At 64.3% G+C, this 26,795-nt stretch carries 24 protein-coding genes and 1 pseudogene; 14 read left to right on the top strand and 11 right to left on the bottom strand.

Going from position 1 to position 26,795, the window contains the following annotated elements:
* Positions 1-347: 347 nt before the first annotated feature.
* From QXZ94_RS07590 to QXZ94_RS07580, 3 genes are all read left to right on the top strand, one after another.
* On the top strand, positions 348-1,484 hold the full coding sequence (locus QXZ94_RS07590) for an alpha-hydroxy acid oxidase (RefSeq protein WP_315719895.1): 1,137 nt from the start codon (positions 348-350) through the stop codon (positions 1,482-1,484).
* 45 nt (positions 1,485-1,529) lie between these two features.
* Complete coding sequence (locus tag QXZ94_RS07585) at positions 1,530-2,159, top strand: HAD-IA family hydrolase (RefSeq protein WP_315719894.1); 630 nt, start codon at positions 1,530-1,532, stop codon at positions 2,157-2,159.
* Between the two features lie 948 nt (positions 2,160-3,107).
* Positions 3,108-5,291 carry a DUF262 domain-containing protein gene (locus QXZ94_RS07580; RefSeq protein WP_315719893.1) on the top strand — a complete coding sequence of 728 codons (2,184 nt, stop codon included), beginning with the start codon at positions 3,108-3,110 and terminating at the stop codon, positions 5,289-5,291.
* 317 nt (positions 5,292-5,608) lie between these two features.
* Here the strand turns inward: QXZ94_RS07580 and QXZ94_RS07575 are convergent.
* Both QXZ94_RS07575 and QXZ94_RS07570 read right to left on the bottom strand, forming a co-directional pair.
* A pseudogene (locus QXZ94_RS07575) lies at positions 5,609-5,992 on the bottom strand (type II toxin-antitoxin system HigA family antitoxin).
* The gene (locus QXZ94_RS07570; RefSeq protein ID WP_315719892.1) at positions 5,982-6,314 is read right to left on the bottom strand and encodes a type II toxin-antitoxin system HigB family toxin; all 333 of its coding nucleotides are present in this window, start codon (positions 6,312-6,314) and stop codon (positions 5,982-5,984) included. Before QXZ94_RS07570 ends, QXZ94_RS07575 begins: the two are co-directional and overlap by 11 nt.
* A 120-nt stretch (positions 6,315-6,434) precedes the next feature.
* On the opposite strand from QXZ94_RS07570, the gene QXZ94_RS07565 reads away from it, so the two are divergent.
* Positions 6,435-7,061 carry a LysE family translocator gene (locus QXZ94_RS07565; protein WP_315719891.1) on the top strand — a complete coding sequence of 209 codons (627 nt, stop codon included), beginning with the start codon at positions 6,435-6,437 and terminating at the stop codon, positions 7,059-7,061.
* Positions 7,062-7,336: 275 nt separating this feature from the next.
* On the top strand, positions 7,337-7,906 hold the full coding sequence (locus tag QXZ94_RS07560; RefSeq protein WP_315719890.1) for a sterol desaturase family protein: 570 nt from the start codon (positions 7,337-7,339) through the stop codon (positions 7,904-7,906).
* 95 nt (positions 7,907-8,001) lie between these two features.
* On the opposite strand, the gene QXZ94_RS07555 is transcribed toward QXZ94_RS07560, so the two are convergent.
* Positions 8,002-9,558, bottom strand: coding sequence for an ABC transporter substrate-binding protein (locus QXZ94_RS07555; protein ID WP_315719889.1), 1,557 nt, complete (start codon positions 9,556-9,558; stop codon positions 8,002-8,004).
* A gap of 596 nt (positions 9,559-10,154) precedes the next feature.
* Between QXZ94_RS07555 and QXZ94_RS07550 the strand changes: the two genes are divergently transcribed.
* A complete protein-coding gene (locus QXZ94_RS07550) occupies positions 10,155-10,742 on the top strand; it encodes a cytochrome b (protein WP_315719888.1) in 588 nt (195 codons plus the stop codon).
* Between the two features lie 131 nt (positions 10,743-10,873).
* On the opposite strand, the gene aspS is transcribed toward QXZ94_RS07550, so the two are convergent.
* The gene (gene aspS / locus QXZ94_RS07545) at positions 10,874-12,646 is read right to left on the bottom strand and encodes an aspartate--tRNA ligase (protein ID WP_315719887.1); all 1,773 of its coding nucleotides are present in this window, start codon (positions 12,644-12,646) and stop codon (positions 10,874-10,876) included.
* A gap of 254 nt (positions 12,647-12,900) precedes the next feature.
* Between aspS and QXZ94_RS07540 the strand changes: the two genes are divergently transcribed.
* Complete coding sequence (locus QXZ94_RS07540; RefSeq protein ID WP_315719886.1) at positions 12,901-14,376, top strand: protein adenylyltransferase SelO; 1,476 nt, start codon at positions 12,901-12,903, stop codon at positions 14,374-14,376.
* Between the two features lie 399 nt (positions 14,377-14,775).
* On the top strand, positions 14,776-15,924 hold the full coding sequence (gene rnd, locus QXZ94_RS07535; RefSeq protein ID WP_315719885.1) for a ribonuclease D: 1,149 nt from the start codon (positions 14,776-14,778) through the stop codon (positions 15,922-15,924).
* Positions 15,925-16,011: 87 nt separating this feature from the next.
* Here rnd and QXZ94_RS07530 read toward each other — a convergent pair whose 3' ends face one another.
* Positions 16,012-16,179, bottom strand: a complete 168-nt coding sequence (locus QXZ94_RS07530; protein WP_172109316.1) for a hypothetical protein — start codon at positions 16,177-16,179, stop codon at positions 16,012-16,014.
* 29 nt (positions 16,180-16,208) lie between these two features.
* Between QXZ94_RS07530 and QXZ94_RS07525 the strand changes: the two genes are divergently transcribed.
* Positions 16,209-16,385, top strand: coding sequence for a hypothetical protein (locus QXZ94_RS07525; RefSeq protein WP_315719884.1), 177 nt, complete (start codon positions 16,209-16,211; stop codon positions 16,383-16,385).
* A 21-nt stretch (positions 16,386-16,406) separates the two neighbouring features.
* Here QXZ94_RS07525 and QXZ94_RS07520 read toward each other — a convergent pair whose 3' ends face one another.
* Genes QXZ94_RS07520 through QXZ94_RS07510 form a run of 3 tightly spaced genes read right to left on the bottom strand, consistent with a single transcriptional unit; the run spans position 16,407 to position 18,236 of the window.
* Positions 16,407-16,985: an isochorismatase family protein gene (locus QXZ94_RS07520; RefSeq protein WP_315719883.1), complete on the bottom strand. Its 579-nt coding sequence runs from the start codon at positions 16,983-16,985 to the stop codon at positions 16,407-16,409.
* Entirely contained in the window at positions 16,985-17,608 is a 624-nt protein-coding gene (locus QXZ94_RS07515; protein ID WP_172131961.1) for a GNAT family N-acetyltransferase, read from the bottom strand. The genes QXZ94_RS07520 and QXZ94_RS07515 overlap by 1 nt, the downstream gene beginning before the upstream one ends.
* Complete coding sequence (locus tag QXZ94_RS07510) at positions 17,595-18,236, bottom strand: hypothetical protein (protein ID WP_172131962.1); 642 nt, start codon at positions 18,234-18,236, stop codon at positions 17,595-17,597. The genes QXZ94_RS07515 and QXZ94_RS07510 overlap by 14 nt, the downstream gene beginning before the upstream one ends.
* Positions 18,237-18,291: 55 nt before the next feature.
* Here QXZ94_RS07510 and QXZ94_RS07505 point away from each other — a divergent pair, with 55 nt between their 5' ends.
* Positions 18,292-19,350, top strand: coding sequence for a LysR family transcriptional regulator (locus tag QXZ94_RS07505; protein WP_172131963.1), 1,059 nt, complete (start codon positions 18,292-18,294; stop codon positions 19,348-19,350).
* On the opposite strand, the gene QXZ94_RS07500 is transcribed toward QXZ94_RS07505, so the two are convergent.
* Complete coding sequence (locus QXZ94_RS07500; protein ID WP_315719882.1) at positions 19,340-20,491, bottom strand: autotransporter outer membrane beta-barrel domain-containing protein; 1,152 nt, start codon at positions 20,489-20,491, stop codon at positions 19,340-19,342. The genes QXZ94_RS07505 and QXZ94_RS07500 overlap by 11 nt on opposite strands.
* A gap of 361 nt (positions 20,492-20,852) precedes the next feature.
* Here QXZ94_RS07500 and QXZ94_RS07495 point away from each other — a divergent pair, with 361 nt between their 5' ends.
* Positions 20,853-21,062, top strand: a complete 210-nt coding sequence (locus QXZ94_RS07495) for a cold-shock protein (RefSeq protein WP_008961173.1) — start codon at positions 20,853-20,855, stop codon at positions 21,060-21,062.
* Between the two features lie 204 nt (positions 21,063-21,266).
* Here the strand turns inward: QXZ94_RS07495 and purN are convergent, their stop codons facing one another.
* Positions 21,267-21,920: a phosphoribosylglycinamide formyltransferase gene (purN, locus tag QXZ94_RS07490; RefSeq protein WP_315719881.1), complete on the bottom strand. Its 654-nt coding sequence runs from the start codon at positions 21,918-21,920 to the stop codon at positions 21,267-21,269.
* A 13-nt stretch (positions 21,921-21,933) separates the two neighbouring features.
* The gene (gene purM, locus QXZ94_RS07485) at positions 21,934-23,007 is read right to left on the bottom strand and encodes a phosphoribosylformylglycinamidine cyclo-ligase (protein WP_315719880.1); all 1,074 of its coding nucleotides are present in this window, start codon (positions 23,005-23,007) and stop codon (positions 21,934-21,936) included.
* A 156-nt stretch (positions 23,008-23,163) separates the two neighbouring features.
* On the opposite strand from purM, the gene QXZ94_RS07480 reads away from it, so the two are divergent.
* From QXZ94_RS07480 to QXZ94_RS07470, 3 genes are all read left to right on the top strand, one after another.
* Positions 23,164-23,718, top strand: a complete 555-nt coding sequence (locus QXZ94_RS07480) for a CDP-alcohol phosphatidyltransferase family protein (RefSeq protein WP_315719879.1) — start codon at positions 23,164-23,166, stop codon at positions 23,716-23,718.
* A 59-nt stretch (positions 23,719-23,777) separates the two neighbouring features.
* Entirely contained in the window at positions 23,778-24,455 is a 678-nt protein-coding gene (locus QXZ94_RS07475) for a DnaA ATPase domain-containing protein (protein ID WP_172109325.1), read from the top strand.
* Between the two features lie 139 nt (positions 24,456-24,594).
* Entirely contained in the window at positions 24,595-26,790 is a 2,196-nt protein-coding gene (locus tag QXZ94_RS07470; RefSeq protein WP_315719878.1) for an RNA degradosome polyphosphate kinase, read from the top strand.
* The last annotated feature ends 5 nt before the right edge of the window (positions 26,791-26,795 follow it).

Raw genomic sequence — 26,795 nt, 5'->3', positions numbered from 1 at the left:
GGCAGGATTGGCCTACGAACTCACACCACATTTCCGGTTTCTTCAAGGCCGATATCCGGCCCGGAACATTCCACCAGAGTGCCGCCAGGGGCCGTGGCGTTGTCAACCGAAATGGACGCTCCCCGGCCGAAATCAAGATCGCGATCACGCCGGCATCATCCCCCGACGGTGATTATCCGGTCTTTCACGGTCGCCGCCCGATCACAACTCGACGAGCCGTGTCCGCAGCGGCGAATCGATGCGCAGGCGTGACGCGCGCCGCCAGCCGCAGTTCGGAATGGCTTGCGTATGGCCCGTCCGATGGGCGATGTTGGATAACAAATGATAATCTTTGCTGGGAGGCAGGCATGAATCAACAGACCCCGATCGAAGCGGGCTGGCGCAACGTCGAACTCGGCGCCAGCGACGAGAAGTTCCAGAACCTTCACGAGTTCATCCGCAAGGCACGAACGCAGCTCAACCAGAACGCCTGGGACTACATCATCGGCGGCGCCGAGACCGAGACCACGCTGCGCCGGAACCGAATGGCGCTGGACGAGATCGCGTTCCGCCCGCGGGTGCTGCGCGACGTCTCGCGGGTCGACGCCTCGGTCGAGGTGCTCGGGCGCAGGCTGCGCCTGCCCGTCGTGCTTGCCCCGGTCGGTGCGCTCGAGATCTTCGATCCCACGGGCGCAGCCGCCGTGGCGCGCGGCGCCGGCCGGTTCGGAGCTGCGCACATGCTGAGCTCGGTGTCGGAACCCGGGCTGGAGATGACGGCCGAGGCCGCGCCGGACGCGCTGCGCATCTTCCAGCTCTATGTCCGCGGTGACGACGCCTTCGTCGAGGATTATGTGAGCCGCGCCGTGGCGAACCGCTACACCGCGTTCTGCCTGACCGTCGACACCGCCCATTACAGCCGGCGCGAGCGCGACATCGCCAAGCGATATGTCCGCGAGAGCAGGCTGCGCGCCACCGGCGGCGATCACCAGAAGGCGCTGAGCTGGCACACCGTGAAGCTGATCAAGGACAAGTTCAAGCTGCCTCTGATCATCAAGGGCATCGCCACCGCCGAGGACGCAAAGATCGCGCTCGATCATGGCGTCGACTGGATCTACGTCTCCAACCATGGCGGCCGCCAGCTCGACCATGGCCGCGGCGCGATGCACGTGCTGCCGGAGATCGTCGCGGCGGTGAAGGGCCGTGCCAGAATCATGGTCGACGGCGGCTTCTGCCGCGGCACCGACATCGTCAAGGCGATCGCCTCGGGCGCGGACATGGTCGGCATCGGCCGCCTGCAATGCTGGGCGCTGGCCGCCGCCGGCGAGGACGGCATTCTGCGCATGTTGGAGCTGCTGGAGGACGAGGTCATTCGCGCGCTCGGCCTGCTCGGCGTCACCTCCTTCGCCGAGCTGAACGCGTCCTATCTGCATCCGGCAACTGCCACCACCATGCCCGGGGTGTTCAGCGCGTTTCCGCTGGCCGACATCGAGCCCTACCGCTATTGACGAGGCCCTGCTTCGGCTTTCTCTCCGGCAAAGACGCGCGTCGCGATGCTTCCCTCCGATCTCCGCCCTGGTGCCGCCGACGCGCTGCTGTTCGATCTTGGCCGCGTCGTGATCGACATCGATTTCGTCCAGGTCGTATCGCGCTGGGCCGCGCATGCGGGCTGCGCGCCGGAGCACATTGCGCAGCGCTTCGTGCGCGACGAGATCTATCAGGGTCATGAGCGCGGCACCGTGTCGGATGCCGCCTTCTTCGCCCATCTGCGCCGCCAGCTCGGCATCGACATCACCGATGCGCAGTTTCTCGACGGCTGGAACGCGATCTTCGTCGGCCCGATGCCCGGCATCGCCCCCTTGCTTGCCCGCGCCGCGGACGCGCTTCCGCTCTATGCCTTCTCCAATACCAACCAGCCGCACATCGATCACTTCTCGCCGCGCTATGCCGGGCTGCTCGGCCATTTCCGCGAGATCTTCCTGTCGTCGTCGATCGGCCTGCGCAAACCCGATGCCGCGGCGTATGAGCACGTGGTGCAGGCGATCGGCGTCCCCGCCGGGCGCATCGTGTTCTTCGACGACCTCGCTGAAAACATCGAGGGGGCCCGCGCCAGCAGGCTGCAGGCCGTGCTGGTGCGCTCGACCGGCGACATCGCCGCGGCGATGCAGGCGCTCGGCATCTGATCGCGTCTCGGCGAGACGTCGGATGGCTGACATGCTCGCAAGGATGCGGATCGGCACGCAGCCCCTGAGGCTTCCGCTGTCGTCCTTGCGAACGCAGGGCCCCATCTTCACGGGTGGATGGCGATGGTTCGAGGCTTCGTCCGCGTTCCTGCGAGCCGACAAGACGATCGGAGCCGTCCCGCTGAGAGATTCCCGATTGCAAGATTCCCGATGGCTTCGCTGCGCTCGCAAGGACGATGGTCCGATCATGCAAACTTGTTCTCGCGGCACGCCGTGCCCGAGTTTGGCTGCTCTCGTTCACCCTCCTTCGACGAAGAGGGCGCAGGGAATGCCGGGTGCTGGCCGCAACCCATGGCCCGCCTGCGAAAAAAATGCAGGCGGCAGGTACCACAGGTGCTGCCGGTCATCCGGCATTCCCTGCGCGATGGGCTTTTCGGCTGCTTCGCGCTCTCCTCGGGGACCGGCTTGTTTGCCCCCGTCATCCGCGCGATGCCGGGAGGCATCCTCGCGAACTTGACACCAGCATCGGGATGTCAGGACCACACGACTTGACCGCCTGCACCGCGCCGTTCGTCCACGCGCTATCAGCACGTTGCAACACGATGCAGCCACCGCCTCCCCGCCTCACGCCTCGTGACGACCGCGAACCGTCCCTCTTCATCGAGGCGGGATGGCCGGAAATGTGGAGGTGATTTGCCCGACGGTGCAAGGGGCCTAATTGCGACAAACTAACACGACGGGCAGATTGCGCATAGCGGGATTGCGGGGATTGCCCGTCGGGGACAACGAAGCCTGCCTGTCACCACACCGTTGACGGGTACCGCGCGCGCACCGCATCTGTATCGGCTATTCGCACCCCGCTTGATCTATGACCTACATTTTCCCGTGACGCATTGAAATCGTCCGGACAAACTTCTAGCCTAAGTTGACTAAATGCAGGAACCAACAATGGAAACCCAAGTTCGGACGCCTCAATTGATTTTCATGCAACCTCAAAGGCTTGTGGTGCCTTTGTTTCAGAGACCATACGTTTGGAATGAAGAGAATCAATGGGAGCCCCTTTGGGAAGACCTTACCCGCATAGCAAACCGCTTGATGAAGACTCCTGGCGAAAAGCCCCAGCCACATTTCTTGGGTGCGGTAGTATTGCAGCAAGTTCCGAGACAGACCGGCCTAATGCAAGAGCGCACCATCATCGATGGCCAGCAACGTTTAACAACCCTCCAGCTATTGCTGGACGCACTTGCATCCCAACTTGCTGCCGCGCAGGCAATTCAATCATCAAAGCGGATTGAAGCGTTAGTTCGGAACGCGGAGCCCTTCTGCTCAGCACCAGAAGACAGGTTTAAGGTGTGGCCAACAAATCGCGACCGCCCCGCCTTCTATCACGTGATGAACAACGAAAATCAGCAAACTTTGTACGGAGACGGGCTACGCGGCGAGCGAATCGCGGAAGCGCACCGCTATTTTTGTGAGCAGGCCGAGACTTGGCTAAGGTCGAGCGACCCAAGCGAGACTCAGAAGCGGGCGATCGCAATAGAGACCGCAGCACGGGAATCGCTCCAGATCGTCGTAATTGACCTAACTGCCAACGAAAACGCCCAGGAAATATTCGAGACGCTAAATGCGAGAGGTGCGCAGCTTTCGGCCGCAGATCTAATTAAGAATTTCATTTTCCAACGATTGCAGGAAGACGGCGCCGATGTAGAGCTTGCCTATCAAAGATATTGGAAGGAGTTCGAGACAGGCTTTTGGGAAACGGAAATAAGCGTTGGGAGATTGCGATATCCTCGCTCTGCACTGTTCCTGAACCATTGGCTAGTAGCAAAAACCGGAGAGGAGGTCGTCGCCCGAGAAGTCTTTGACAGGTTTAAGAGGTTTGCTGACGACGAATCGAACTTCAAAATGGAAGCACTGCTGAAACAGATACACCATGCGGCTGGCAACTACCGCACCTTCATAACAGCCGCTCAATCCAACAATGCTTCCCCGAGTCGAATTGATCTTTTTGCTTATCGTACGAGCATTCTGGAAAGCGAAGTTGTAAAGCCACTCATGATCCAACTCCTTGACACAGAGCAGGCGGAGATTCCCGCCTTTCAATTGTCAAAGTGCCTGGATGTAATCGAAAGCTGGATGGTTCGACGGATGCTCGTGCGTGCTACCACGAAATCGTACAGTCAAGCTATCGCAGAGATAATTTCCCGTCTTGCCAATTCAGATCGCTCCCTTGCAGGAGACATTGTAGAGGCTTTCCTAACAAACCAACAAAGCGCGAGTCGATACTGGCCCGACAACGCTGAACTGGCGCAAGAGCTACCTCAGATGCAAGCGTACCGCCGTCTCGGGCGCGGACGGCTACGCATGGTCCTAGAGGGCATAGAAGACTACTTGCGCGGTTGGAAGTACGGCAAGCAGGGTCTAGGCAATGAAAGAGTCTCTCGAGGAAAGCTAGCGATTGAACACGTCATGCCGCGCAAGTGGCAGCCAAATTGGCCTCTCTCCGAGACAGCCCGTGATGTGGACCGCGACCGGATTATACATACCTTAGGAAACCTAACTCTCCTCACAGGAAAGCTCAACTCGAAGGTCTCCAACGGACCGTGGATCGGACCGGGCGGCAAGCGGGAGGGACTCGAAGCTCATGACGTACTGTTCATAAATCGTGAACTCTTAAGGATCTCGGAACACGGATGGACCGAAGATTCCATCCGCCAACGTAGTGAGCACCTCGTCAGCCTGATACAGGAAATTTGGCCTGTTCCGGCCAACTACAAATCGGAATTTGCTCCTGATAAGCCAAAAACTTTCAGAACGGTCGAACTCGTCGACTTGCTAAACGCAGGTATGCTTCAGATCGGCATGGCTCTATTTCCCCGAAGGAAGAAATATAGCCACGTCACAGCAACTCTACTCAGTGACGGAAAAATTGATGTCGATGGAAAACTTTACGACACCCCCAATGAAGCCGCCACATCTATATCTGGGAGGAAGATGGGCGGATGGTGGTTCTTCTTGACTGATCAGAGCAGCAAACAGTCGTTGCGCGATGTGCGGCACAGATACATCGAGACAATGGCGGTGCAGTCGGACGACGATGAAGAAGATGACGACGATGAGGACAACGCGTAGTAGTCCCCCGATTCGATCTAACCTCTCGCGTAGCTGCGCTCGCAACCACAACCGACACCAGCTAAGGGTCGTTGTTGCTATCGACGGTTGGTGCTGCGCATCACAAGCTGAGTTCCGCCCCGAGACGACGCAAAGGCTGGCGCGCGCCACGACGTAGAAGATGCCGACGAAGCGGGCCCTGGGTCCGCGTACGCCCTCCGGCTCGAACGACGATCGGCCGCTGTCGCCGGGGATACACGCGAGCGTCGCTAAGAGATCCGCAATCAGGACTGAAGCTGCCTCCTCCTCCGCAACGATCAACGCGCGGCAGCTATGAGTTACGCTGAAGCGGCCCGTTTCCGGCTTGGATGGATCAGAACCTCTGCGGAGATACCAAGCCGTTCGCGCAGTCGTCGGATCATGGCAATCGAAAGCCCGCTCTTTCGAGTGAGGACCTCGGCGATTCGTGTCCGTGTCCCGATGATCTGCTCGAGATCCTTTCGGGACAGCCCCCGCTGTTCCATCCGGAACTTGATGGCCTCGATCGGATCGGGTGGATCCATCGGGGAATGCTCAACCTCATAGACTTCGATCAGGGTTGCGAGCACATCCAGACGATCGCCGTCCGGCGTACCGGACTTGGCGCCTCAAAGCCGCTCGACCTCGCCAAGCGCCGCCACGTAGTCCCGTTTCGTCCGGATCGGCTTGATGTCACTCGCCATGTCTAACCTCTTTCACGTCAATCTTGTCGTAGTCGCGATGCGTGCCGACCCACTTGATCCACACGATGCGCTTTTCGAAATCCACGGCAACGACGAGCCGGTCGACGTTTCCCTTGATGTTGAACACGATCCGATCCGGGGAAACGACACTGGCCGTTGCATAGCCGCATTTGATGTCGACCGTGCTTGTCCAACGAGCGTTCCTGACTTCGTCAAACCACGCGTCCAGTGCTGCTTTGAGCGCCGCGTGATCCTTGTGACCCCGGCGTCCGTCCGCGAAGTCCCGCAACGTGCTCCGGCGATGATCCGCATGAACCACCATAGCATGCGCCCGAAATGGGCGCCCGTTGAGATGTCCTTGATCTTTCGCTATCGCTTGATTTGGCGTCAGGCGGCGCGGGTTACCGCGACTTAGCCGGCAATATCCAACGTGATGAGTCCCATGCCCGATCTCCCCACCCTCCTCCTGTTCCTTTCCGCCGCCCTGGTCGTCGCGCTAACGCCGGGGCCGGGCATCTTCTACATCGTGGCGCGCACGCTGGCCGGCGGGCGGAGCGAGGGGCTAGCCTCCAGTGTGGGGCTTGGGCTCGGCGGTCTGGTGCACGTCGTCGCCGGCGCGGTCGGGCTCTCGGCGCTGGTGATGGCGAGCGCGGAGGCGTTCACGGTGCTGAAGATCGCGGGCGCGCTCTATCTGATCTGGCTCGGGATCAAGACTTGGCGGGAGGCGCGCGTCGCGGCGCCAGCCGAGGTGGCGACGACAGGCAGCCGGCGTGCGTTTCGCGAGGGCATCATCGTCGAAGCGCTGAACCCGAAGACGGCGGCGTTCTTCCTCGCCTTCATCCCGCAATTCGTCGATCCCGCCGGCCACATCGCGGCGCAGTTCATCGTGCTCGGCCTGATCTCGGTCGCGCTCAACACCAGCGTCGACCTGGTCGTGACGGTCTGGGCCGCCAGAGCACGACACGGCCTGGTCAGCCGCCCGAGCCTCGTCACGCGGATGCGGCAGACATCGGGTGCGGTCATGTGCGGGCTCGGCGGCGCGCTGTTGTTCGCGCGCCGCGCGAGCTGAAACTCCGGCCAGCCGCTGCGCTGCCGGTTGCCGATCCTTGTCGGCGCCGGGGCGGCCGGGATTCACGTGGGGCGACCGCTCCGTCGACCTGGACCCGGATTCCGACGCGACCGGTCAATGCCCGGATTCATGCATTCACGCGCGTGCCGCATATCTACGCTACCCAATACCGCCGGCCGACTCTCCAACGAGGTTGATTCGGCGGAGCCTCACCCTGGCGGGCCTCCTCGGGGAGGCGCCACGGCGATGGTCGTCATTTTGCGGGCGGGACCGACGTGAACCAAAGCAAGCTCAGTTACTACGCCGAGTTCTTCATCTACCCGCTCGTGTTCGCCGGACTTCTGCTGTCCGATCTTGCGAGCAGCGGCTTCGACGCGCATCGGCGCTGGCTGTTGGCAGCACTGGGCGGAGCCGTGCTGTGGACGTTTGCCGAGTATCTGGTGCACCGGTTCCTGTATCACAAGGTCGCCGTGCTCAAGCACCTGAACGGACGGCATCATGCCTATCCGAGCGATCTCATTGGCGCGCCAAGCTGGGTGAGCGTCGTCATCTTCGTGTCATTCTTCGCGCTGATCGCCCGCTTTTCAGACCTCCAGACCGCGAGCGGGGCGACTGCCGGCCTGATCGCCGGCTACGTCTTGTATCTCCTGGTCCACGATGCCGTGCATCACTGGCAGCTCACCGGCCAGTCGCCGTTTCATGCGTGGCTCCGTAGCTGCCGGCTGCGCCATCTGCGTCATCATCGCGACCCGGTGCCCGGCAATTTCGGCGTCGTCACGGGTCTCTGGGACGCGGTTTTCGGCACAATGCTTGCGACGGGACGCACGCGAACACGCAGCGCGTGAGCACTGGAGATCGGCGCACTTGGCGGCTCCGTTGACGAGCCGCGGGCCGGTAGCGCCACCGATGGCGCAGCCGGCCCGCCGCGGTTACTCCGCTCCTACTCCAGCTCGATCGCCTGGTAGGTGCCGGTCTCGTCGAGCGCGGTGCCCCAGATCTTGTGCGAGGCCTGGTGCTCGGCGCGTCCGAAGGAGAGCTTGCTGCCGAGGCCGAGATCGATGCTCTGCATCGACTCCAGCGTATCGACCAGCCGCTCGGTGTCCAGCGGAGTCGTCTGCTTCAGTGCCTGGATCAGGATGCTCGCCGAGATGAAGCCCTCCAGCGAGGTGTAGTCAGGCGCTTCGCCGGGGAAGTACTTGGCCAGTGCGGTCTTGTAGTCGAGCACGAGGCTCGAATAGCCCGCGACCGAGGGAACGCCCTGCGTGACGATGACGCCGTTGGTGTATTTGCTGCCGAGCAGCTTCAGCTCGGCGGCCAGCGACGACGATCCGACCGCCGAGATGTTGGCATAGATCAATCCCGGCACCGCCTCGTGGGTCTTCTCGATGAACTTCGCCGCCGCGCGGTCGGTCGCGATCATGATCACGGCCTTGATCGCGGGCTTGGTCTGCGCCTTCAGCTTGCTGACGGCCTCGTCGACGTCCAGCGAGCCGCGCGGAAAGCCGTAGCGGATGATCGGATCGGTGATGCCGAGCGCGCGGAAGGCCTTGGCGACGCCGTTGGCGCCGTCGTCGCCATACGCATCGTTCTGCGCGAACACCGCAATCTGCTTCGCCGGAATGCGCTTGACCTTCATCAGATAGCGCACGATCGCGGCGGTCTCCTCCGCGTAGCTGGCACGATAGTTGAAGACGTAGCGGTCCGGCGGATCGCGGCGCACGACGGCGGAGCCGCTATAGGGCGCAAAGAACAGCGCGCGGCGCTCCAGCGCGTAAGGAATCGCGACCGCATTGTTGGCCGTGCCCATGTTGCCGATGAAGCCGAAGACCTGGTCCTTCTCGTACAGCTGGGTCATGGCGCCGAGCGTCCGCGTGGGATCATAGCCATCGTCGGCAGCGACCAGCCGCAGCTTGCGGCCATTGATGCCGCCGGCATCATTGGCGCGGGCGAACGCCGTCTCGATGCCGAGCTTCATCTGCCGCGCCGACTCTTTGCGGACCCCTGAGAACGGAATGACGGTGCCGAAGCGGATCTCGGAATCGCTGACGCCATGCGGAAGCGGTGGCGGCAGATTGGCGGTGGGCTGCGTCGCGGCGGCTGCGGTCGTGGGCGCCAGCGCAAAGGACAGCGTGGGAGCTGCGGACTGCTGCTGGCTGAGGGATCGCTCGAGCTCGGTCAACTGACGTTCCGCCGTGAGACAATTCACCTGCGAGGACGCGACCCGGCCGCGGCCCTCGGCGATGTAGCTGTTGAAGCTGCGGATGAGCCCATCGCGCTCGCCGCTGTTGGACGAGCCCTGACGGATCACCTCGCTGAACTGATCGATGATGGTCTGGACGCGCCCCTGGGCAATCTCGCGGCAGGTCGCGGCCTGACCGACGACCGGCCCGACGCGGGAGGCGAGATCACGAACGACATCGGGGGAAATGGGGGCAGCGGAAGCGGAAGATGCGAAGAAGCAGACTCCGAGAAGGAGCGCACACCAGCGAACGGTCATTTTTGAGCTATCCGTTTTCTTCTGATTGGTTGGCTATGTTCACTACGTGAGTCAGACAGGCATCGTATTAAGGACAGGTTGCATGACACCGCAACATCCATTCGTCCGATCGCCGGCTCCTGGAACTTGCCGCACGCGACATCGCGCCACCACGTTTCGAGCGACGTCATGCAAGGTGCCGGACTAACAACCCGCATGCTCGATTAGTTCTGAGAATCAACGGTTTGCCGAGGTGCGCGGCGGCCGGCCTCGCCGTCCCGCCGATGCTGCCGATGCGGCGCCTGTGATGTATCGGGCCCGGCCTGGACGCGATCGGACGCCACGATGAAGTTGTTCGCAGTCTTAACCGGCGTTAACGCGAGTAGATCAAATGCAGAGCGACGCTTTCAAGGCTGGGTCATCTTGCGTCCGACACAGCGCCCCCCGCGACACGACCAGCGACGGCTTGCCGCAGTTCGGCATCGATAACGACAAGGTGAGACGAATTTGACGGGAGCGACCGCTTGGCGCGCGCGCAAGCCTCTGGCCCAGCGGACGCTCTGACGATAGCAGCAGATCGCGGCTGCCGGTGCGCCGTGAGTGCGAGGGGATCCGTGATGCCGTGGAAGAATACCAAGATGGAGTTCGGCGCGATCGCGAAGTTCTTCCATTGGACCAGCGCGGCGGCCTTCATCGCGGCCTATGCCGTCGTGTACTACGTCATCTGGTTCATGGACGACACGGCCCCGGAGGTGCTCCCGGTCCTCAATGTCCATTGGGTGCTCGGCATCTTCGTCGGCGTCTCCGTCGTGCCGCGCCTGCTGTGGCGGCTCGTCAACGTGCAGCCCGATCAGCCGCACGCATCGCATGCCGAGGCATGGCTCGCGCACGCCGCGCATTTGGGGCTCTACGCCCTGCTGATCCTGATGCCGCTGACCGGCTATATCGGCACCGATGCCCCGACGGAGTTCGGAGCGTTCGCGGTCCCGAGCTTCCGTGAGACCGCGCTGTTCGGCTGGATCGAGACGCGCTGGGGGGTGTCGTGGGAGGCCTTCGAGCCGCCGGTCGATGCGATCCACCATTTCGTCGGCAAGTGGATCGCCTGGGTCGTGGTCGGCCTGCATATCGCCGCTGCGCTGTTTCATCACCTCGTCCGCCGCGACGGCGTGCTGACGCGGATGCTGCCGGGACGCGGAAGCGCGTGAGTACCGTACTCAGCGCGCCCGTCATTGCGAAGAGCGAAGCGACGAAGCCATCCAGGGGCGCGCTTGCCGCCCTGGATGACTTCGCTGCGCTCGCAATGACGCCGTTGAAGCGCTGATCGTGCCGTGCCGACCTACTTGGCCGGCAGGTTGGTCTTGATGTGCAGCTCGCGGAGCTGCTTGGTGGTGGCTTCCGACGGCGCGCCCATCAGCAGGTCCATGGCCTGCTGGTTCATCGGGAACAGCGAGATCTCGCGCAGATTGGTTGTGCCACACAGCAGCATCACGATGCGGTCGACGCCGGCGGCCATGCCGCCATGTGGCGGGGCGCCGTACTGGAAGGCGCGGTACATGCCGCCGAAGCGGTCGACCACCTCCTGCTCGCCATAGCCCGCGATCTCGAACGCCTTCACCATCGCTTCCGGCTTGTGGTTGCGGATGCCGCCGGAGGCGATCTCGTAGCCGTTGCAGGCGATGTCGTACTGGAACGCCTTGATGGTCAGCGGGTCCTTGGTCGTCAGCGCGTCCAGGCCGCCCTGCGGCATCGAGAACGGGTTGTGCGAGAAGTCGACCTTCTTGTCGTCCTCGTTGTACTCGTACATCGGGAAGTCGACGATCCAGGCCAGCGCGAAGCGGTCCTTGTCGATCAGGTTCAGCTCCTCACCGACCTTGGTGCGGGCAAGGCCTGCGAACTTCCAGAACTTGTCGGGGTCGCCGGCGACGAAGAAGGCGGCATCGCCCTCCTTGGTGCCGAGCTGGCTGCGGATCGCAGCCGTCCGCTCCGGGCCGATGTTGTTGGCCAGGGGACCGGCGCCCTCGCCGCCCTCGCGCCACATGATGTAGCCGAGGCCGGGCTGGCCTTCGCCCTGCGCCCAGGAGTTCATGCGGTCGCAGAACGCACGGCTGCCGCCACTAGGCGCCGGGATTGCCCAGACCTGATTCTTCGGGTCCTCGAGCATGCGCGCGAACACCTTGAAGCCGGAGCCGCGGAAGTGCTCGGAGACGTCCTGCATCTCGAGCGGATTGCGCAGGTCCGGCTTGTCGGTGCCGTATTTGCGCAGCGCTTCCGCAAACGGGATGCGCGGCCAGCCCTTGGTGACCGGCTTGCCCTTGGCGAAATCCTCGAACACGCCGGTGATGACCGGCTCCATCGCCGCGAACACGTCCTCCTGCTCGACGAAGCTCATCTCGACGTCGAGCTGATAGAACTCGCCGGGCAGGCGGTCGGCGCGCGGGTCCTCGTCGCGGAAGCACGGCGCGATCTGGAAGTAGCGGTCGAAGCCCGACATCATCAAGAGCTGCTTGTACTGCTGCGGCGCCTGCGGCAGCGCGTAGAACTTGCCGGGATGGATGCGCGAGGGCACCAGGAAGTCGCGCGCACCCTCCGGCGAGGACGCGGTCAGGATCGGCGTCTGGAATTCGAAGAAGCCCTGCTCCTTCATCCGCCGGCGCATCGAATCGATGATCGCGCCGCGGGTCATGATGTTCTGGTGCAGCCTGTCGCGGCGCAGGTCGAGAAAGCGATACTTCAGCCGGATGTCCTCGGGGTAGTCCTGCTCGCCGAACACCGGCAGCGGCAGCTCGGCCGCGGGGCCGAGAACCTCGATGTCGGCGACGTAGAGCTCGACCTGGCCGGTCGGCAGCTCGGCGTTCTCGGTGCCCTCGGGGCGGCGGCGGACCTTGCCTTCCATGCGCACGACCCACTCCGAGCGCAGCTTCTCGGCGAGGCCGAACGCCTTGGAGTCGGGATCGACCACGCATTGGGTGATGCCGTAATGGTCGCGCAGATCGACGAACAGCACGCCGCCATGGTCGCGGATGCGATGGCACCAGCCGGACAGCCGGACCGTCTCTCCGATGTTGCTGTCGCGGAGCGCGCCGCAGGTATGGGTCCGGTAGCGATGCATGGTCGTCCTGAATGGTCGGCGTGAGGAAGAGGGAATCGGCGCAGCCGCGAAGGCGCATGGCCGAATGCGCGCAGGGTTTAGCCGAGCCGCCCCGGCGCGGCAACCGCAGGAACGGCTTTTCCGGCCAAGAGGCTGGAAGCCTGGGCCGCGATTGCAACCACCGGCGCTGCCGCCGAATTGAGCTGGCGCTGAAACGCTCATCTGGCCGTCGTTTGGGCTCGAAAAGCGGCGTTCTCGCGCTTATCTTGGGAGGTATGACCGTGCATTTCCCCTTCCAGAACTCCTACGCCGCGCTGCCCGACAATTTCTTTGCCCGGGTGGCGCCGACCCCCGTCGCCGCGCCGCGGCTGATCAAGCTCAACCGGCCGCTGGCCGAGGATCTCGGGCTGAACCCGGCGGAGCTGGAGACGCCGGAGGGCGCCGCGATCCTGGCCGGCAAGACCGTGCCTGATGGAGCCGAGCCGATCGCGATGGCCTATGCCGGCCACCAGTTCGGGCATTTCGTGCCGCAGCTCGGCGACGGCCGGGCGGTGCTGCTGGGCGAGGTCGTCGACCGCAACGGCGTCCGCCGGGACATCCAGCTCAAGGGCTCCGGCCCGACCCCGTTCTCGCGCCGCGGCGACGGCCGGGCGGCGCTCGGGCCGGTGCTGCGCGAATACATCGTCAGCGAGGCGATGGCCGCGCTGGGCATCCCGACCACAAGGTCACTGGCGGCGGTGGTCACCGGCGAGCAGGTCAATCGCGGCATCGCCCTGCCCGGCGCCGTGCTGACGCGGGTCGCCACCAGCCACATCCGCGTCGGCACGTTCCAGTATTTCGCCGCGCGCCAGGACACCGAGGCGGTGCGCCGGCTCGCCGACCACGTCATCGGCCGGCACTATCCGGATCTCGCCGGCACCGAGCGGCCGTATCACGCCCTGCTCGACGCCGTGATCTCGCGCCAGGCGAAGCTGATCGCCGACTGGCTGCTGGTCGGGTTCATCCACGGCGTCATGAACACCGACAACACCTCCGTCTCCGGCGAGACCATCGATTACGGCCCCTGCGCCTTCATGGACGCGTATGATCCGAAGCAGGTGTTCTCCTCGATCGACGAGTTCGGCCGCTACGCCTTCGCCAACCAGCCGCGCATCGCGCTGTGGAACCTGACCCGGCTGGCCGAATGCCTGCTGCCGCTGTTCGGCGACGACAAGGACGAGACGATCAAGCAGGCCGAGGCCGCGCTCGACGGTTTTGCGGCTCAGTTCACCGAGGCGCACCAGACGGGCCTGCGCCGCAAGCTCGGCCTGTTCTCTCAGCGCGAGGGCGACCAGCCGCTGGCCCAGGCCCTGTTCGACACCATGGCGGCGGCCAAAGCCGATTTCACCCTCACCTTCCGCCGCCTCAGCGACGCCGCGGGCAGCGGCGATCTCGGCGAGGTCCGCGCCCTGTTCGAGGATCCCACAGGGTTCGACGAATGGGCCGCGCGCTGGCAGCAGCGGCTGGCGCAGGAGCCGCAGACCCCGGCCGAGCGGCGCGAGGCGATGCGCAAGGTCAATCCAGCCTTCATCCCGCGCAACCACCGCATCGAGGCGGTCATCACCGCGGCGGTCGAGAACGACGATTACGAACCGTTCGAGGAGCTGCATGCGGTGCTGGCCAAGCCCTACGAGGACCAGCCGGAGCGGACCGATTATGCCTTGCCGCCGCAGCCGGAAGAGCGCGTGCTGCAGACCTTCTGCGGCACCTGACACGCAGTCTTAACTCCCCGTCCACCATCGCCGGCACCGCGCCGGGGTCCTTAAGAAACGATCAACGCAGCCCCGACAAGTTGAAGCGAATTGTCGGGGAGGTCTGAGACGTGGACGCGCTGGTGTTCGAATTCATGGGTCTGGCGATGATCGCGCTGTGCCTCATCGTGCTCGCGGTGCCCTCCGGGCGGCGGCCCTCGGGCCGCGTCAGGCACCACTGACCGGCCTCCAGGCCGGGCCATCATCAACCATAGAGCGATCGACTGACACCGCGGCGCTTGCGTTCGGGACGGATTGGGCCGACAAGCGGAGATGAATTTCGTCTCGTACCCTTTGCCGACACCCTTGACTTGTCAGCGTTTTCGGACGACGGCGTAAGAGCCTCGTCATGGATCGTTCATGGACTTGATCACGACCACCGCGGACCTCGCAGCCGCCTGCGCCCGCCTCGCCCAGCACCCGGTCATCACCGTCGATACCGAGTTCCTGCGGGAAACCACCTACTACCCCCTGCTCTGCGTCGTGCAGATGGCGAGCCCGGACGAAGCCGTGGTGATCGACGCGCTCGCCGAGGGCATCGATCTCAAGGCGTTCTTCGAGCTGATGGCCAATGAGAAGGTCCTGAAGGTCTTCCACGCCGCCCGACAGGACATCGAGATCATCTGGCACCGCGCCGGGATCGTGCCGCATCCGATCTTCGATACCCAGGTCGCCGCGATGGTGCTGGGGTACGGCGACAGCATCGCCTACGACCAGCTGGTCGAGCGCATCACCGGCCACCGACCCGACAAGACCCACCGCTTCACCGACTGGTCGCGCCGGCCGCTGACCAAGGAGCAGGCGCATTACGCCGAGGCCGACGTCACCCATCTGCGCGACGTCTTTGCCGCGCTGGACGCCGACCTCAAGAAGCGCGGACGTAGCGACTGGGTCAGCGAGGAGATGGAGATCCTGACCTCGCCGAAGACCTACGACTTCCACCCCGAGCGCGCCTGGGAGCGGCTGAAGACCCGCGTCCGCAAGCCGAAGGAGCTCGCGGTGCTGATCGAGGTCGCCGCCTGGCGCGAGCAGGAGGCGCAGAGCCGCGATGTGCCGCGCAGCCGCGTCATGAAGGACGATGCCGTCGGCGATATCGCCACCCACGCCCCGACCTCGATCGAGAAGCTCGGCAACCTGCGCTCGCTGCCGAAGGGCTTCGAGCGCTCGAAATGGGGCTCGGACATCGTCGCCGCCGTGCAGCGCGGGCTGGCCCGCGATCTCGCGGCGCTGCCGAAGCTGGAAAAGCCGCGCAACAACTCCAACGGCGCCGCGATCGTCGAGCTGCTCAAGGTGCTGCTGCGCATGACCTCGGAGCGTCACGCGGTGGCCAGCAAGGTCATCGCCACCGTGGACGATCTCGAGCAGATCGCGGCGGACGACAATGCCGACGTCGCTGCGCTGCAGGGCTGGCGCCGCGAGCTGTTCGGCGAGGCGGCGCTGGCGCTGAAGCACGGCAAGCTGGCGCTCGCCATCGACAAGGGCCGCGTCGTCAGGGTCGACCGGGCCTGAGCGGCCGCACCGGTCCCGACGTCCCCTCCCGGGGCGTTTACCCAGTTGATTGCGGACCGCGTGGCAAGCGGCCACGGTCGGCGCACCTCATTTGGAATCGGACGGCCCCCTCAACTCTGCCGCGATTGTCTGGGACACCTCGACCAGAGCCAACGAAAGGATATAGGCGCTGGTCGGCAGGTCGAGCTGGCGCGCCTTCGCAATGGCCGCCTGGAGGCTGCTCGCCAGCTCTTTGAGCTCTTCCTCTCGGGTCATGTCATGGTCTCGGTGCTGGAGCTGCCCGTGTGAGCAAAGACGATTGCGAGCCGCCGGAACAGAAGCTGCTGCGGCTGCTCAGCGAAAATCCTGTTGATTTGCACGTCGTCGAGGCGCTGCGCCTGGTCGTTGCATTCAACAAGATCAGCAACCCGTCCGATCGCCGCATGGTCATCGAGCTGGCTGAACGGCTCGCCGGCGGCTGACGCCAGCCGAGCTCCTGCCGTTCAGACCGCCAGCCGGCCGCTCGCGGCCATCAGCTCGGCGCTGTCGACCACGCCGGCAAAATTGCTGATCACCCGGGTGACGACCAGCTTGTAAGAGACAACGTCACCGACGCACGCCTGACGGCAGGCCACCGCATCCCCGATCACCTGATAGCGGTGGCTGCGATGATAGCCGTCGACGACGGTCGAGAGGATGGTCTCGTCCAGCGAGAAGCCGAGCACGACGCAGCGGATACTGCGCATGTTCGACATGTAGTCGGCGAACCGCGCCGAGCTGTAGGCCGACGGCAGCGGGTGCTCGAAGGCGATCTCTCCCGGCTTCGGCTTGAAGTCGTCGAGCCAGTTGGTGAGGTTCGAAGCCGGATTGAACCAGGCCGCCTGCGCGATCCGCTTGAGATGGATGACGGGCCAGAGATTGTCCCGCCACAACGCGATCAACTGCCGGCAGCGCGCCATGGTGGCGTCGCCGTCGGCGATCAGGTGCTTGCGTCCTTCAGTGAGATACTCGCACTGCAGGTCGGCGCACACCAGAACCGGCGGATCCGTCTCGGTCGCGCCGAACAGATCGCGGTTCCCCATCACGGTCTCGCTGCAGCAAAATCGCGCAGAGGCGAGGACGCTGGCCGCCCGGCAGACAGATCGAGCACGCCCGGCCGATCCCAATCGCCCTCGGGCCGGATGATCATGTAGGGATCGCTGTCGAGCGTGATCGCGTCGTCGCACGGCTCGAGATCCAGCACCATCTCGGTGTAGGAGAAATCCGAGAAGGTGAGCTTGCGGTTGTGACCGAGCGGCTTGGCGCCGAAATGTGCCCAGAAATCCACCAGGCGATCCTGCGCGTGGCCGTAGGCCTTCTTGAAGCCCTTGCGCCTGCAGTAGTCGAGCGCCTCCCGCACCAGCTTGAACGACAGCCGCGACCGCCGATATTGATGACGGACCGCGAGACGCTCGACCTTGGCGAACTCGCCGAAGAAGCGCACGCGCACGCAGCCGGCCGGTTCCTTGCCGACGAAGCCGAGGAAATGCGCCGCGACGAGATCGTTCCCGTCGAACTCCTCCTCCATCGGACAATCCTGCTCGGTCAGATAGACCGCCGACCGGATCGCCGTGACGAGCATCAAATCGTTCGGATCTCGTGCGATGCGCACCGTGATCGTGCGTGGGCCAGACTTCGTCGTCCTGACTGAACTAATGCCGTGCATCCGCAAGACTCCCCTTTTCGCAATTCGTGGTCGATTGAATGGAAGGCGCGATCATGTCGGGCAGCCGGTTCCAAGGCCGCTGATACCACCAGAGGTCCGGCTGAAAGCTCGCAACCGGCGCGAACCCGAGCGCGCCGAGGAACGCGCGCCCCTCCGGGCTCGAGGGCTGGGCGTAGTAGTCGGCTGCATGGTACCGCGGTCCGCGCAGCGTCTGCGCGACATTGCCGAGCCCGATCGCGCCTCGTCCCTGCGCCACCAGCGCCCAGACGTAGATGGCCGCGACCTCCTCGCCTGGCCGCGCCAGATATCGGCGCGGCGGATCGTTCAAATGGAATTCGTCGAGCAGCAGCGCATCCAGGCCCGCACAGTTCAGATAAAGGAACGCGATGCCGCCCAACAGGGCTCGGCCGCGACAGAGCACGAAGATCGAGTCCGGATCGTGCCGCAAGAACTCGGCAAGCTCCGCCTCGGAGGCGCGCACGCCCGGGATCTCCCGCCGCGCCAGCGCCGCGAGCTCGCCGAGCCGATCGGAGGTGACCGCCTGCGCGGTGATCAGATCAGTGCAGGGCAATGCGTCGAGCTGATGTCGCACTGTGAATTCTGTGCTTCCGCGCTGCAGGTTCTGCATCTATGTTTCCAGCTTGGCTTTGATGACGTCATCATACTTGTCGGGGCTGGAGTGTATGCGGCAACATTTGCATCGGGGTGCTGCATCTACGCAGCGCGGGAAATCTGACGAAACGCTTAATGCCTCGTGGGAAGATTTAAGAGCATTTCTCCTTTGCACGCGGCACAAGAGCTTCAGGAACGCGGCGGAGGTTCTCGGACTGACCGGCACCACGCTGATGCGCAAGATCGACCGGCTCGAGGACGAGCTCGGGTGCAAGCTCTTCATCCGCGATCAGTCCGGACTTTCGCTGACCGACGAGGGCCGGTCGCTGCTGTTCGACGTCGAGCAGATGGAACGGCTGAGCTTCAACATCTTCCGCCGCGCCTCGTTGTCGACCGACACGCAAGGATCGGTGCGAGTCGCCGTGACCGAAGGCCCCGGCAATTTCTGGGTGCTGCCGCGGCTGATCGATTTTCAGAAGACCTATCGCAGGATCACCGTCGATCTGAGCTGCGCCATGCAGCAGGCCGATGTCTCACGGCTCGAGGCGGACATCTCGATCCAGTTCGAGCGGCCAACCAATCCGGACGTGATCGTCACCAAGCTCGGCCGGCTGCACATCTACGGCTTCGTGTCGGAATCCTATCGCGAGGCTCATGGCCTGCCGGCCTCATTGGCGGACCTCAGGAACCACCGCATCATCAAGCAGCACGGCGTGCAGCTCGACGAGACCGGCTATGCGCGCATCCTCGGATTGGAATCGCTCGAAGGCATCGTCGGCATCTCCACCAATTCCAGCGTGGCGGTGCTCTACGCGGTCGAGCGCGGCGCCGGCATCGGCTTTCTTCCGACATCTGCGGTCGCACTGGGTGCGCCGCTGGTTCCGGTCGATCTCGGCATCAACTACCACATGGATCTGTGGCTGACCTATCACAAGGAGTTTCGCAGCTCCGATCGACACAAGGTGGTCATCGACTGGCTCAAGCGCATCTTCGATCCGAAAGTTCACGCCTGCTTCCGCGATGATTTCATCCACCCCCTCGATCTCGTGCCGATGATGGCCGAGGCGCGCCACGTCGTCGGCTTCAACGACTATGTGGCACCGAGGCCGGTCGGATCGCCTACCATTTGAGCTCGACGCCCAGCGTGCCCTGATGCGACTGCAGCGCAGAGCGCAGCTTGGCATCGTAGTTCAGGTAGAGGCGTGCCGTGCTGCTCAGGGAGAGCGACAATGCCGCGCCGGCGTCGGCGCCATAGCGTCCTTCGCCGAGCCCCTGCAGGGTGATGCTCTGCGCGCCGAGGCTGACGGTGACCGCGCCGAGATTCTGCGCGAAGTTGTCGACGAACTTGCCGTAGGCGGAGACATCCAGAATCCTGCCGTCGACGACGAAATAGCGGCCGATCTCGGCGCCGACCAGGACACGGCCGCGCTCCAGCGACGTGCCGCTGACCAACAGCGGGTCGAGTCCGCCGGCTTCCTGGAACGCTGCGGTCGTGGCGCGCGCATATTCGAAGGCGAGCTTCGGAACCACGCGGCTCTCGCCGAAGCTCCAGTAGTAGTCGAGCTCGCTCAGAACCCCCGTGATGTGGGCGCCATAGACGGAGGTCGTCGCACCGAGGATGGTATCGCGCCGCGCATTGATGCCGCCGAAGCCGTGGACGATGGCAATCGCCCAGGTCCACGGGCCGTGGTCGACGGAAGCGTTGAATCCGAGCTGGGTCAGGTCCAGCGCTGCCGACTGCAGCGCCAGCGGCACGTCGACTCGGGTCCGGCTCTGGTCGATCGACAGCCCGACGTTGACACCGGGTGCGAGCCGCATGCCGATACCGGCGACGCCGCCCCACGTCACCCTCTTGTCGCCCACGAAGTCACCTTGAGCGTTGGAACGAGCCGTCACGCCATAGGCTTCGGCCCAGCTCCGGAACCGGGGCTGCTCCGACGCCTCGGAAGCACCACCGCCACCGGGATTGCTTCGCTGCAGCCGGCTGCCGCCAAACGTCGCCTGATTGCCAAGCCGTTCGAGGAAATTCGACCCGAGGTCGAGCACCGTTCGTCCGGATGAGAGATCGGAACTGACGGCACTCGGAACCGGGCTCGGCGAAGGGCTGGGCGTCGGAGCTGGTGTTGGACTTGCGGCGACGCTAGGAAGGCTCGCGGCATCAGTCGCACTCGCCGCCAGACAACCGGCGGCGAGCGCAGCAACGAACGACACGGCTACGAGCGCGCCGGTGCACGGTCGTCCGTCCCTTCCAAGCTGAAATGGTCCCCGCATCGGCCCTGTCCGCCGCCCGCTCAAATCTGTCTAAATGTGGCCGAATGATTTGCCTGTAGTTCCCGAGCGCGGTCAATCGCGATCGGCTTCGCCAAGCCCGCGTCCGACGAATTGTGGTTCCAACGCCACAACGACGGCCGTGACGGGCTCCTGCAGCCGCGACTCCGCGACGCGTTCTCATCTCGCGCCCCAACTTGATATCGATGAGAAATCGTGTTGCAATCCCAGCAACAATCGGATTTGGCCGTTCGACTGTGCGTTTCGTGAATTCGAAAATCCAGCAGACTTCGGAAAGCCCGCTTGTGGCGTGGCACGCGAGAGCGTGACCGCGTCTTTTTTTCGTCTAGACGAGGAGACGGCGATGCCGACCTACAAAGGCAGCGTGAAATGGTTCAACCCGACCAAGGGGTATGGCTTCATCAAACCGACCGGCGGGGACAAGGACGTGTTCGTCCACATCTCGGCCGTGGAGCGCGCGGGGCTGACCACGCTCAACGAAAACCAGCCGATCGAATACGATCTCGTGGAGAGCCGGGGAAAGACGTCGGCGGAGAACCTGAAGCTCTCGTGAGCCAATGTGCGGCGGAAGCGCCGCAGCTAACGAACTCCGCGCAAGGCTTGCTACGCGGATGACCAGACTTCGTCAGCTCTTGATGCACCCCCGGCCTCGCCGGGGATTTTTTTGTCAGGACGCAGCCTCAGCGATGACGATGCACAACTGCGTCTGCGGAGAGAACCGTCTCAGATAGAGAGAAACACACACCACGTAGAGCAACTACGAGACCATCGGCCAGATCAGCGCCTGCTCCGCCTGCTCCGTCGCCGACGTCCGGCACAGATCGCCTTCCAGCCGCACCTGGTCCCTTGCGAGCAGCTTGAGCGCCTCCGGATAGATCCGATGCTCGACGCCGAGAATGCGCTGCGACAGCGTCTCCGGCGTATCATCGTCCCTGACCACCACAGCGCCCTGCATGACGATCGGTCCCGCATCCGTCTCTGGGATGACGAAATGCACGGTCGCACCCGACAGCTTCACGCCGGCGCGCAGCGCCTGGCCGTGCGGATCGAGGCCTGGGAACGACGGCAGCAGTGACGGATGGATGTTCAGCATCCGGCCATACCAGTGCTGGACGAACTCCGCCGTGAATAGCCGCATGAAGCCTGCGAGGCAGATGATCTCGACGCCCCGCGCATCCAGCGCCGCCTGCAGCTTGGCTTCGAAGCCCGCCCGGTCCTTGCCGAACGGCTTGCTTTCGATGACCTCGACGGCGATGCCGCTCTCCGCCGCCTTTTGCAGACCGGCGGCGTCGGCGCGGTTGGACATGACGACGGCGATCTCGGCCGGAAAATCCGGCTGCGTGGCCGCTCGGATCAGCGCGGCCATGTTGGACCCACGGCCGGAAATCAGGATGGCGACGCGGCGCTTCATCTCGTCACTCGTCTCACAGGGACAAATCGAGCGCGCCGGTATAGATCACGCGCTCCTCGCCTGCGGCAGCAACGACCTCGCCGAGCCGTGCGACGTGCTCGCCATTGGCGGTGAACACCTCGGTCACGGCATCGACGGCCTCGGCCTTGACGATCACGATCATGCCGATCCCGCAATTGAAGGTGCGGAGCAGCTCGCGCTCGGCAATGCCACCCTGCTCCGCCAGCCATTTGAACACCGGCAGCACCGGCAGATGCGCCAGGTCGATCGAGACGCCGAGATGCTTCGGCAGCACGCGCGGAATGTTGTCGGTGAAGCCGCCGCCTGTGATGTGTGCCAGCCCCTTCACCGCGCCGGTCTCGCGGATCGCACGCAGACAGGATTTCACGTAGAGCCGGGTCGGCGTCAGCAGCGCGGCTCCCAGGGTCAGGACCGGCGCAAACGGCGCCGGGGCATCGAAGCCGAGGCCAGACCGGGCAACGATCTTGCGCACCAGCGAATAGCCGTTCGAATGCACCCCCGACGACGCGAGCCCCAGCACCACATCGCCAGCGGCAATGTCCGGCGACGGCAGCAGGGTGCCACGCTCGGCCGCGCCAACCGCAAAGCCGGCGAGATCATAGTCGCCATCCTTGTAGAGGCCCGGCATCTCCGCGGTCTCGCCGCCGATCAGGGCGCAGCCGGACTCCCGGCAGCCCTCGGCGACGCCTGCCACGATCGACGCGGTCGCCTCGGGATCGAGCTTGCCGCAGGCAAAGTAGTCGAGGAAGAACAGCGGCTCGGCGCCCTGCACCACCAGGTCGTTCACCGACATGGCGACCAGATCGATGCCGATCCCGCCATGCAGCCCCGTCTCGATCGCGATCTTCACCTTGGTGCCGACCCCGTCGGTTGCCGCCACCAGCACCGGATCCTTGAAGCCGGCCGCCTTCAGGTCGAACAGGCCGCCAAAGCCGCCGATCTCGGCATCCGCGCCGGCGCGCGCGGTGGCGCGCACCATGGGCTTGATCAGATCGACCAGACGATTGCCGGCATCGATATCGACGCCCGAATCTGCATAAGTGAGCCCGTTCTTGCGCTCGGTCATGGTCAAAACCCCTAATCTGGCCGCTGGTTACGTCGGAATCCGGCTGCGCGCAATGGCTCGCAAGGGGCTCGTCCCCATACTATCTAGGAACCGGACCGGTTCGCCCCGCTTCGGAATCGGGTTGGATTTGATCGAGTTGTCGTCGGGACGTTCTGTGTGACCATTCCCCACTCTATCCCCAATCTCATTACACTCGGCCGAATCCTGCTGGTTCCGATCGTCGTCTGGGCGATCGCGGCCGGCGAGATGGAAATTGCGTTCATGGTGTTCGTCGTCGCCGGCGTGAGCGACGCGGTGGACGGTTTTCTGGCCAAGCGCTTCAACCTGCGCTCCGAGCTCGGCGCCCTGCTCGACCCGCTCGCCGACAAGGCCCTGCTGGTGTCGATCTTCGTCACCCTCGGCATTTGGGGGGCCATCCCGCGCTGGATCGTGATCCTGGTGGTGTCGCGCGACATCATGATCGTCGCCGCCGTGATCGTCTCCTGGCTGTTCGACCGGCCCGTCGCAATGAAGCCATTGATGGTCTCGAAGCTGAATACCGCCGCGCAGGTTGGATTCGCAGGGCTGGTGCTGGCCGCGCTCGCGTTCGGCTTCGAGCCCAAGCCCTACGATGTCGTGCTGATGGTGCTCGTGACGGTCTTTACCCTCGTATCGGTCGGGCTGTATCTCGTCGAATGGGTGCGCCACATGAACACGATCGAGGTGCGATGAGCCCGCCCGGCAGGCCCAGTACCGCCCCCGCCGACGACACGACACGGAGCACGTCAACCTTGGCCGGCCATATCCCCCCTCGTCAATTGGCGCTCGCGCTGCCACATGCGGAGAGCCTGACGCGGGACAATTTCTTCGAGGGGCCGGGCAATGCGGCGGGGCTCGCGCTGGTCGATGCCTGGCCGGAATGGCCCGCGCGGACCATGTTCCTCGTCGGCCCCGACGGCTCGGGCAAAAGTCATCTGGCGGCGATCTGGGCCGAGCGCTCCGGCGCCCGCTCGCTGTCGGCGCATGCGCTGGAGGCGAGCACCGTGCCCGGGGCGCTCGCCACGGGGGCCCTGGTGCTGGAGGATCTGACGGCGACCGATCTCGACGAGCGGGCGCTGTTCCACCTGCTGAACTTGGCGCGTCAGGACGAGGCCTACATCCTGGTCACGGCGCGGGAGGCGCCGGCGGCGCTGCCGATCGGGCTCGCCGATCTGAGATCGCGGCTGCGCGCCGTTCCCGTGGTCACGCTGTTGCCACCGGACGACCAGCTGTTCCGCGCCCTGATCGTCAAGCTGGCCGCGGATCGGCAACTGGCGATCGACGAAACGGTCGTCAGCTACCTCGCCACCCGGATCGAGCGATCCTACGCCGCAGCCCGCGAGACCATCGCGCTGCTGGACAATGAGTCGTTGAGGCTCGGCCGACCGGTCACCCGCGCACTGGCCGCCGAGCTGCTGCGCCCGGTGTGACCGGGGGCCATCTTGACGCCGGTCCGCCGGGGAACCTCAATGGTGCCGGGAACGTCATCCCCTGGTCACCCAGAGTGGGCTACGGTCGAGGGTGAGCGCCCTGATTTGATGCCGTGATCGGATATGGATCGAATTTCTGATGGATACCGAACAAGTTTCTGAGATCGTTTCGAAAGAGCCGGCTGTGGCGACGCCGCTGCAGATCGCGTCGAGTCCCGAGCGCTTCATCAATCGGGAGCTGTCCTGGCTGCATTTCAACCGCCGCGTGCTCGAGGAGTCGGTCAATCCGCGCCATCCGGCGCTGGAGCGGGTGCGCTTCCTGTCGATTTCCGCCAACAATCTCGATGAATTCTTCATGGTCCGCGTCGCCGGCATCCGCGCCCAGGTGCGCGAGGGCATCGCCGAGCGCAGCCCGGACGGGCTGACGCCGACCGAGCAGCTGAAGCTGATCAACGAGACCGTCTCCCAGCTCGCCATCGACCAGCAGGCGATATGGCGCGACCTGCGCAAATTTCTCGCCGAACTCGGCATCGTGCTGGTCGACGGCCAGGACGTCAGCAAGAGCGAGCGGGCCTGGATCGAGGACCATTTCCTCGCCAACATCTTCCCGCTGCTGACGCCGCTCGCGATCGATCCGGCGCATCCGTTCCCGTTCATCCCGAGCCTCGGCTTCACCGTCGCGCTGCAGCTGACGCGCACCGCCGACGGTCGGCCGATGAATGCGCTGATCCGCATGCCCGGCAAGATCGACCGCTTCATCCGCTTCCCCGGCGCCAAGGACGGCGCGATCCGCCTGATCACGCTGGAGCAGGCCACCGGCCTGTTCATCGGCCGGCTGTTCCCGGGCTATACCGTCAAGGGCCAGGGCGCCTTCCGCATCATCCGCGACAGCGAGATCGAAATCGAGGAAGAGGCCGAGGACCTGGTGCGGCTGTTCGAGACGGCACTGAAGCGGCGCCGCCGCGGCTCGGTGATCCGGCTCGAGATCGAGGCCAACATGCCGGAGGAGCTGCGCCGCTTCGTGCAGAATGCGCTGTCCACGACCGACGACGAGGTGTTCGTCGTCGACGGCGTGCTGGCGATGAACGAGCTGTCGCAGCTGACGCGGGTCGACCGTCCCGACCTCGAATTCGCGCCTTACGTGCCGCGCCATCCGGAGCGCGTCCGTGACCATGGCGGCGACATCTTCGCCGCCATCCGGCAGAAGGACCTGATCGTCCATCACCCCTACGAATCCTTCGATGTCGTCGTTCAGTTCCTGCAGCAGGCGGCGCGCGATCCCGATGTCGTCGCCATCAAGCAGACGCTGTATCGCACCTCCAACAACTCGCCGATCGTCCGCACGCTCGTCGAAGCCGCCGAAGCCGGCAAGTCGGTGACCGCGCTGGTCGAGCTCAAAGCGCGGTTCGACGAGGAGGCCAATATCCGCTGGGCTCGCGATCTGGAGCGCGCCGGCGTGCAGGTCGTCTACGGATTCCTCGAGCTGAAGACGCATGCCAAGCTGTCGATGGTCGTGCGCCGCGAGGGCGGAAGCCTCACGACCTATGTGCACACCGGCACCGGCAACTATCACCCGGTGACGGCACGCATCTACACCGACCTGTCCTACTTCACGTCCGACCCGGTGATCGGCCGCGACGTCACGCGGGTGTTCAACTACATCACCGGCTATGCCGAGCCGATCGACATCGAGAAGATGGCGGTCTCGCCGCTCACGCTTCGCAAGCGCATGATCGAGCACATCCAGGGCGAGACCAGCTTCGCTCGCCAGGGCAAGCCGGCCGTGATCTGGATGAAGATGAATTCGCTGGTCGATCCCGACATCATCGACGCGCTGTACGAGGCCTCGCAGGCCGGCGTGTCGATCGAGCTGATCGTGCGCGGCATCTGCTGCCTGCGTCCGGGCATTCCCGGACTCTCCGACAACATCCGCGTCAAATCGGTGATCGGCCGCTTCCTCGAGCACGGCCGCATCTACTGCTTTGGTATGGGTCAGGGCCTGCCGAGCGCCAAGGCCGCCGTCTACATCTCCTCGGCCGACATGATGCCGCGCAATCTCGACCGCCGTGTCGAGGTGCTGTGCCCGCTGCAGAATCCGACCGTGCATCAGCAGGTTCTGGAGCAGATCATGGTCGCCAATCTGAAGGATACCGAGCAGAGCTGGCAATTGTTGCCGGATGGGTCGTCAACGCGTATGAAGGCCGCGAAGGGCGAGGAGCCGTTCAACCTGCACAATTACTTCATGACGAATCCGAGTCTGTCCGGCCGTGGAAAGTCGCTCAAGGAATCATCGCCGCGCCGGCTCACGCGCCGGAACGAACGCAACTCTTCGTAGCGGCG

This window comes from Bradyrhizobium sp. SZCCHNS2022 (assembly GCF_032377575.1).
Classification (GTDB): domain Bacteria; phylum Pseudomonadota; class Alphaproteobacteria; order Rhizobiales; family Xanthobacteraceae; genus Bradyrhizobium; species Bradyrhizobium aeschynomenes.
This window is presented reverse-complemented; position numbering and strand designations above follow the sequence as displayed.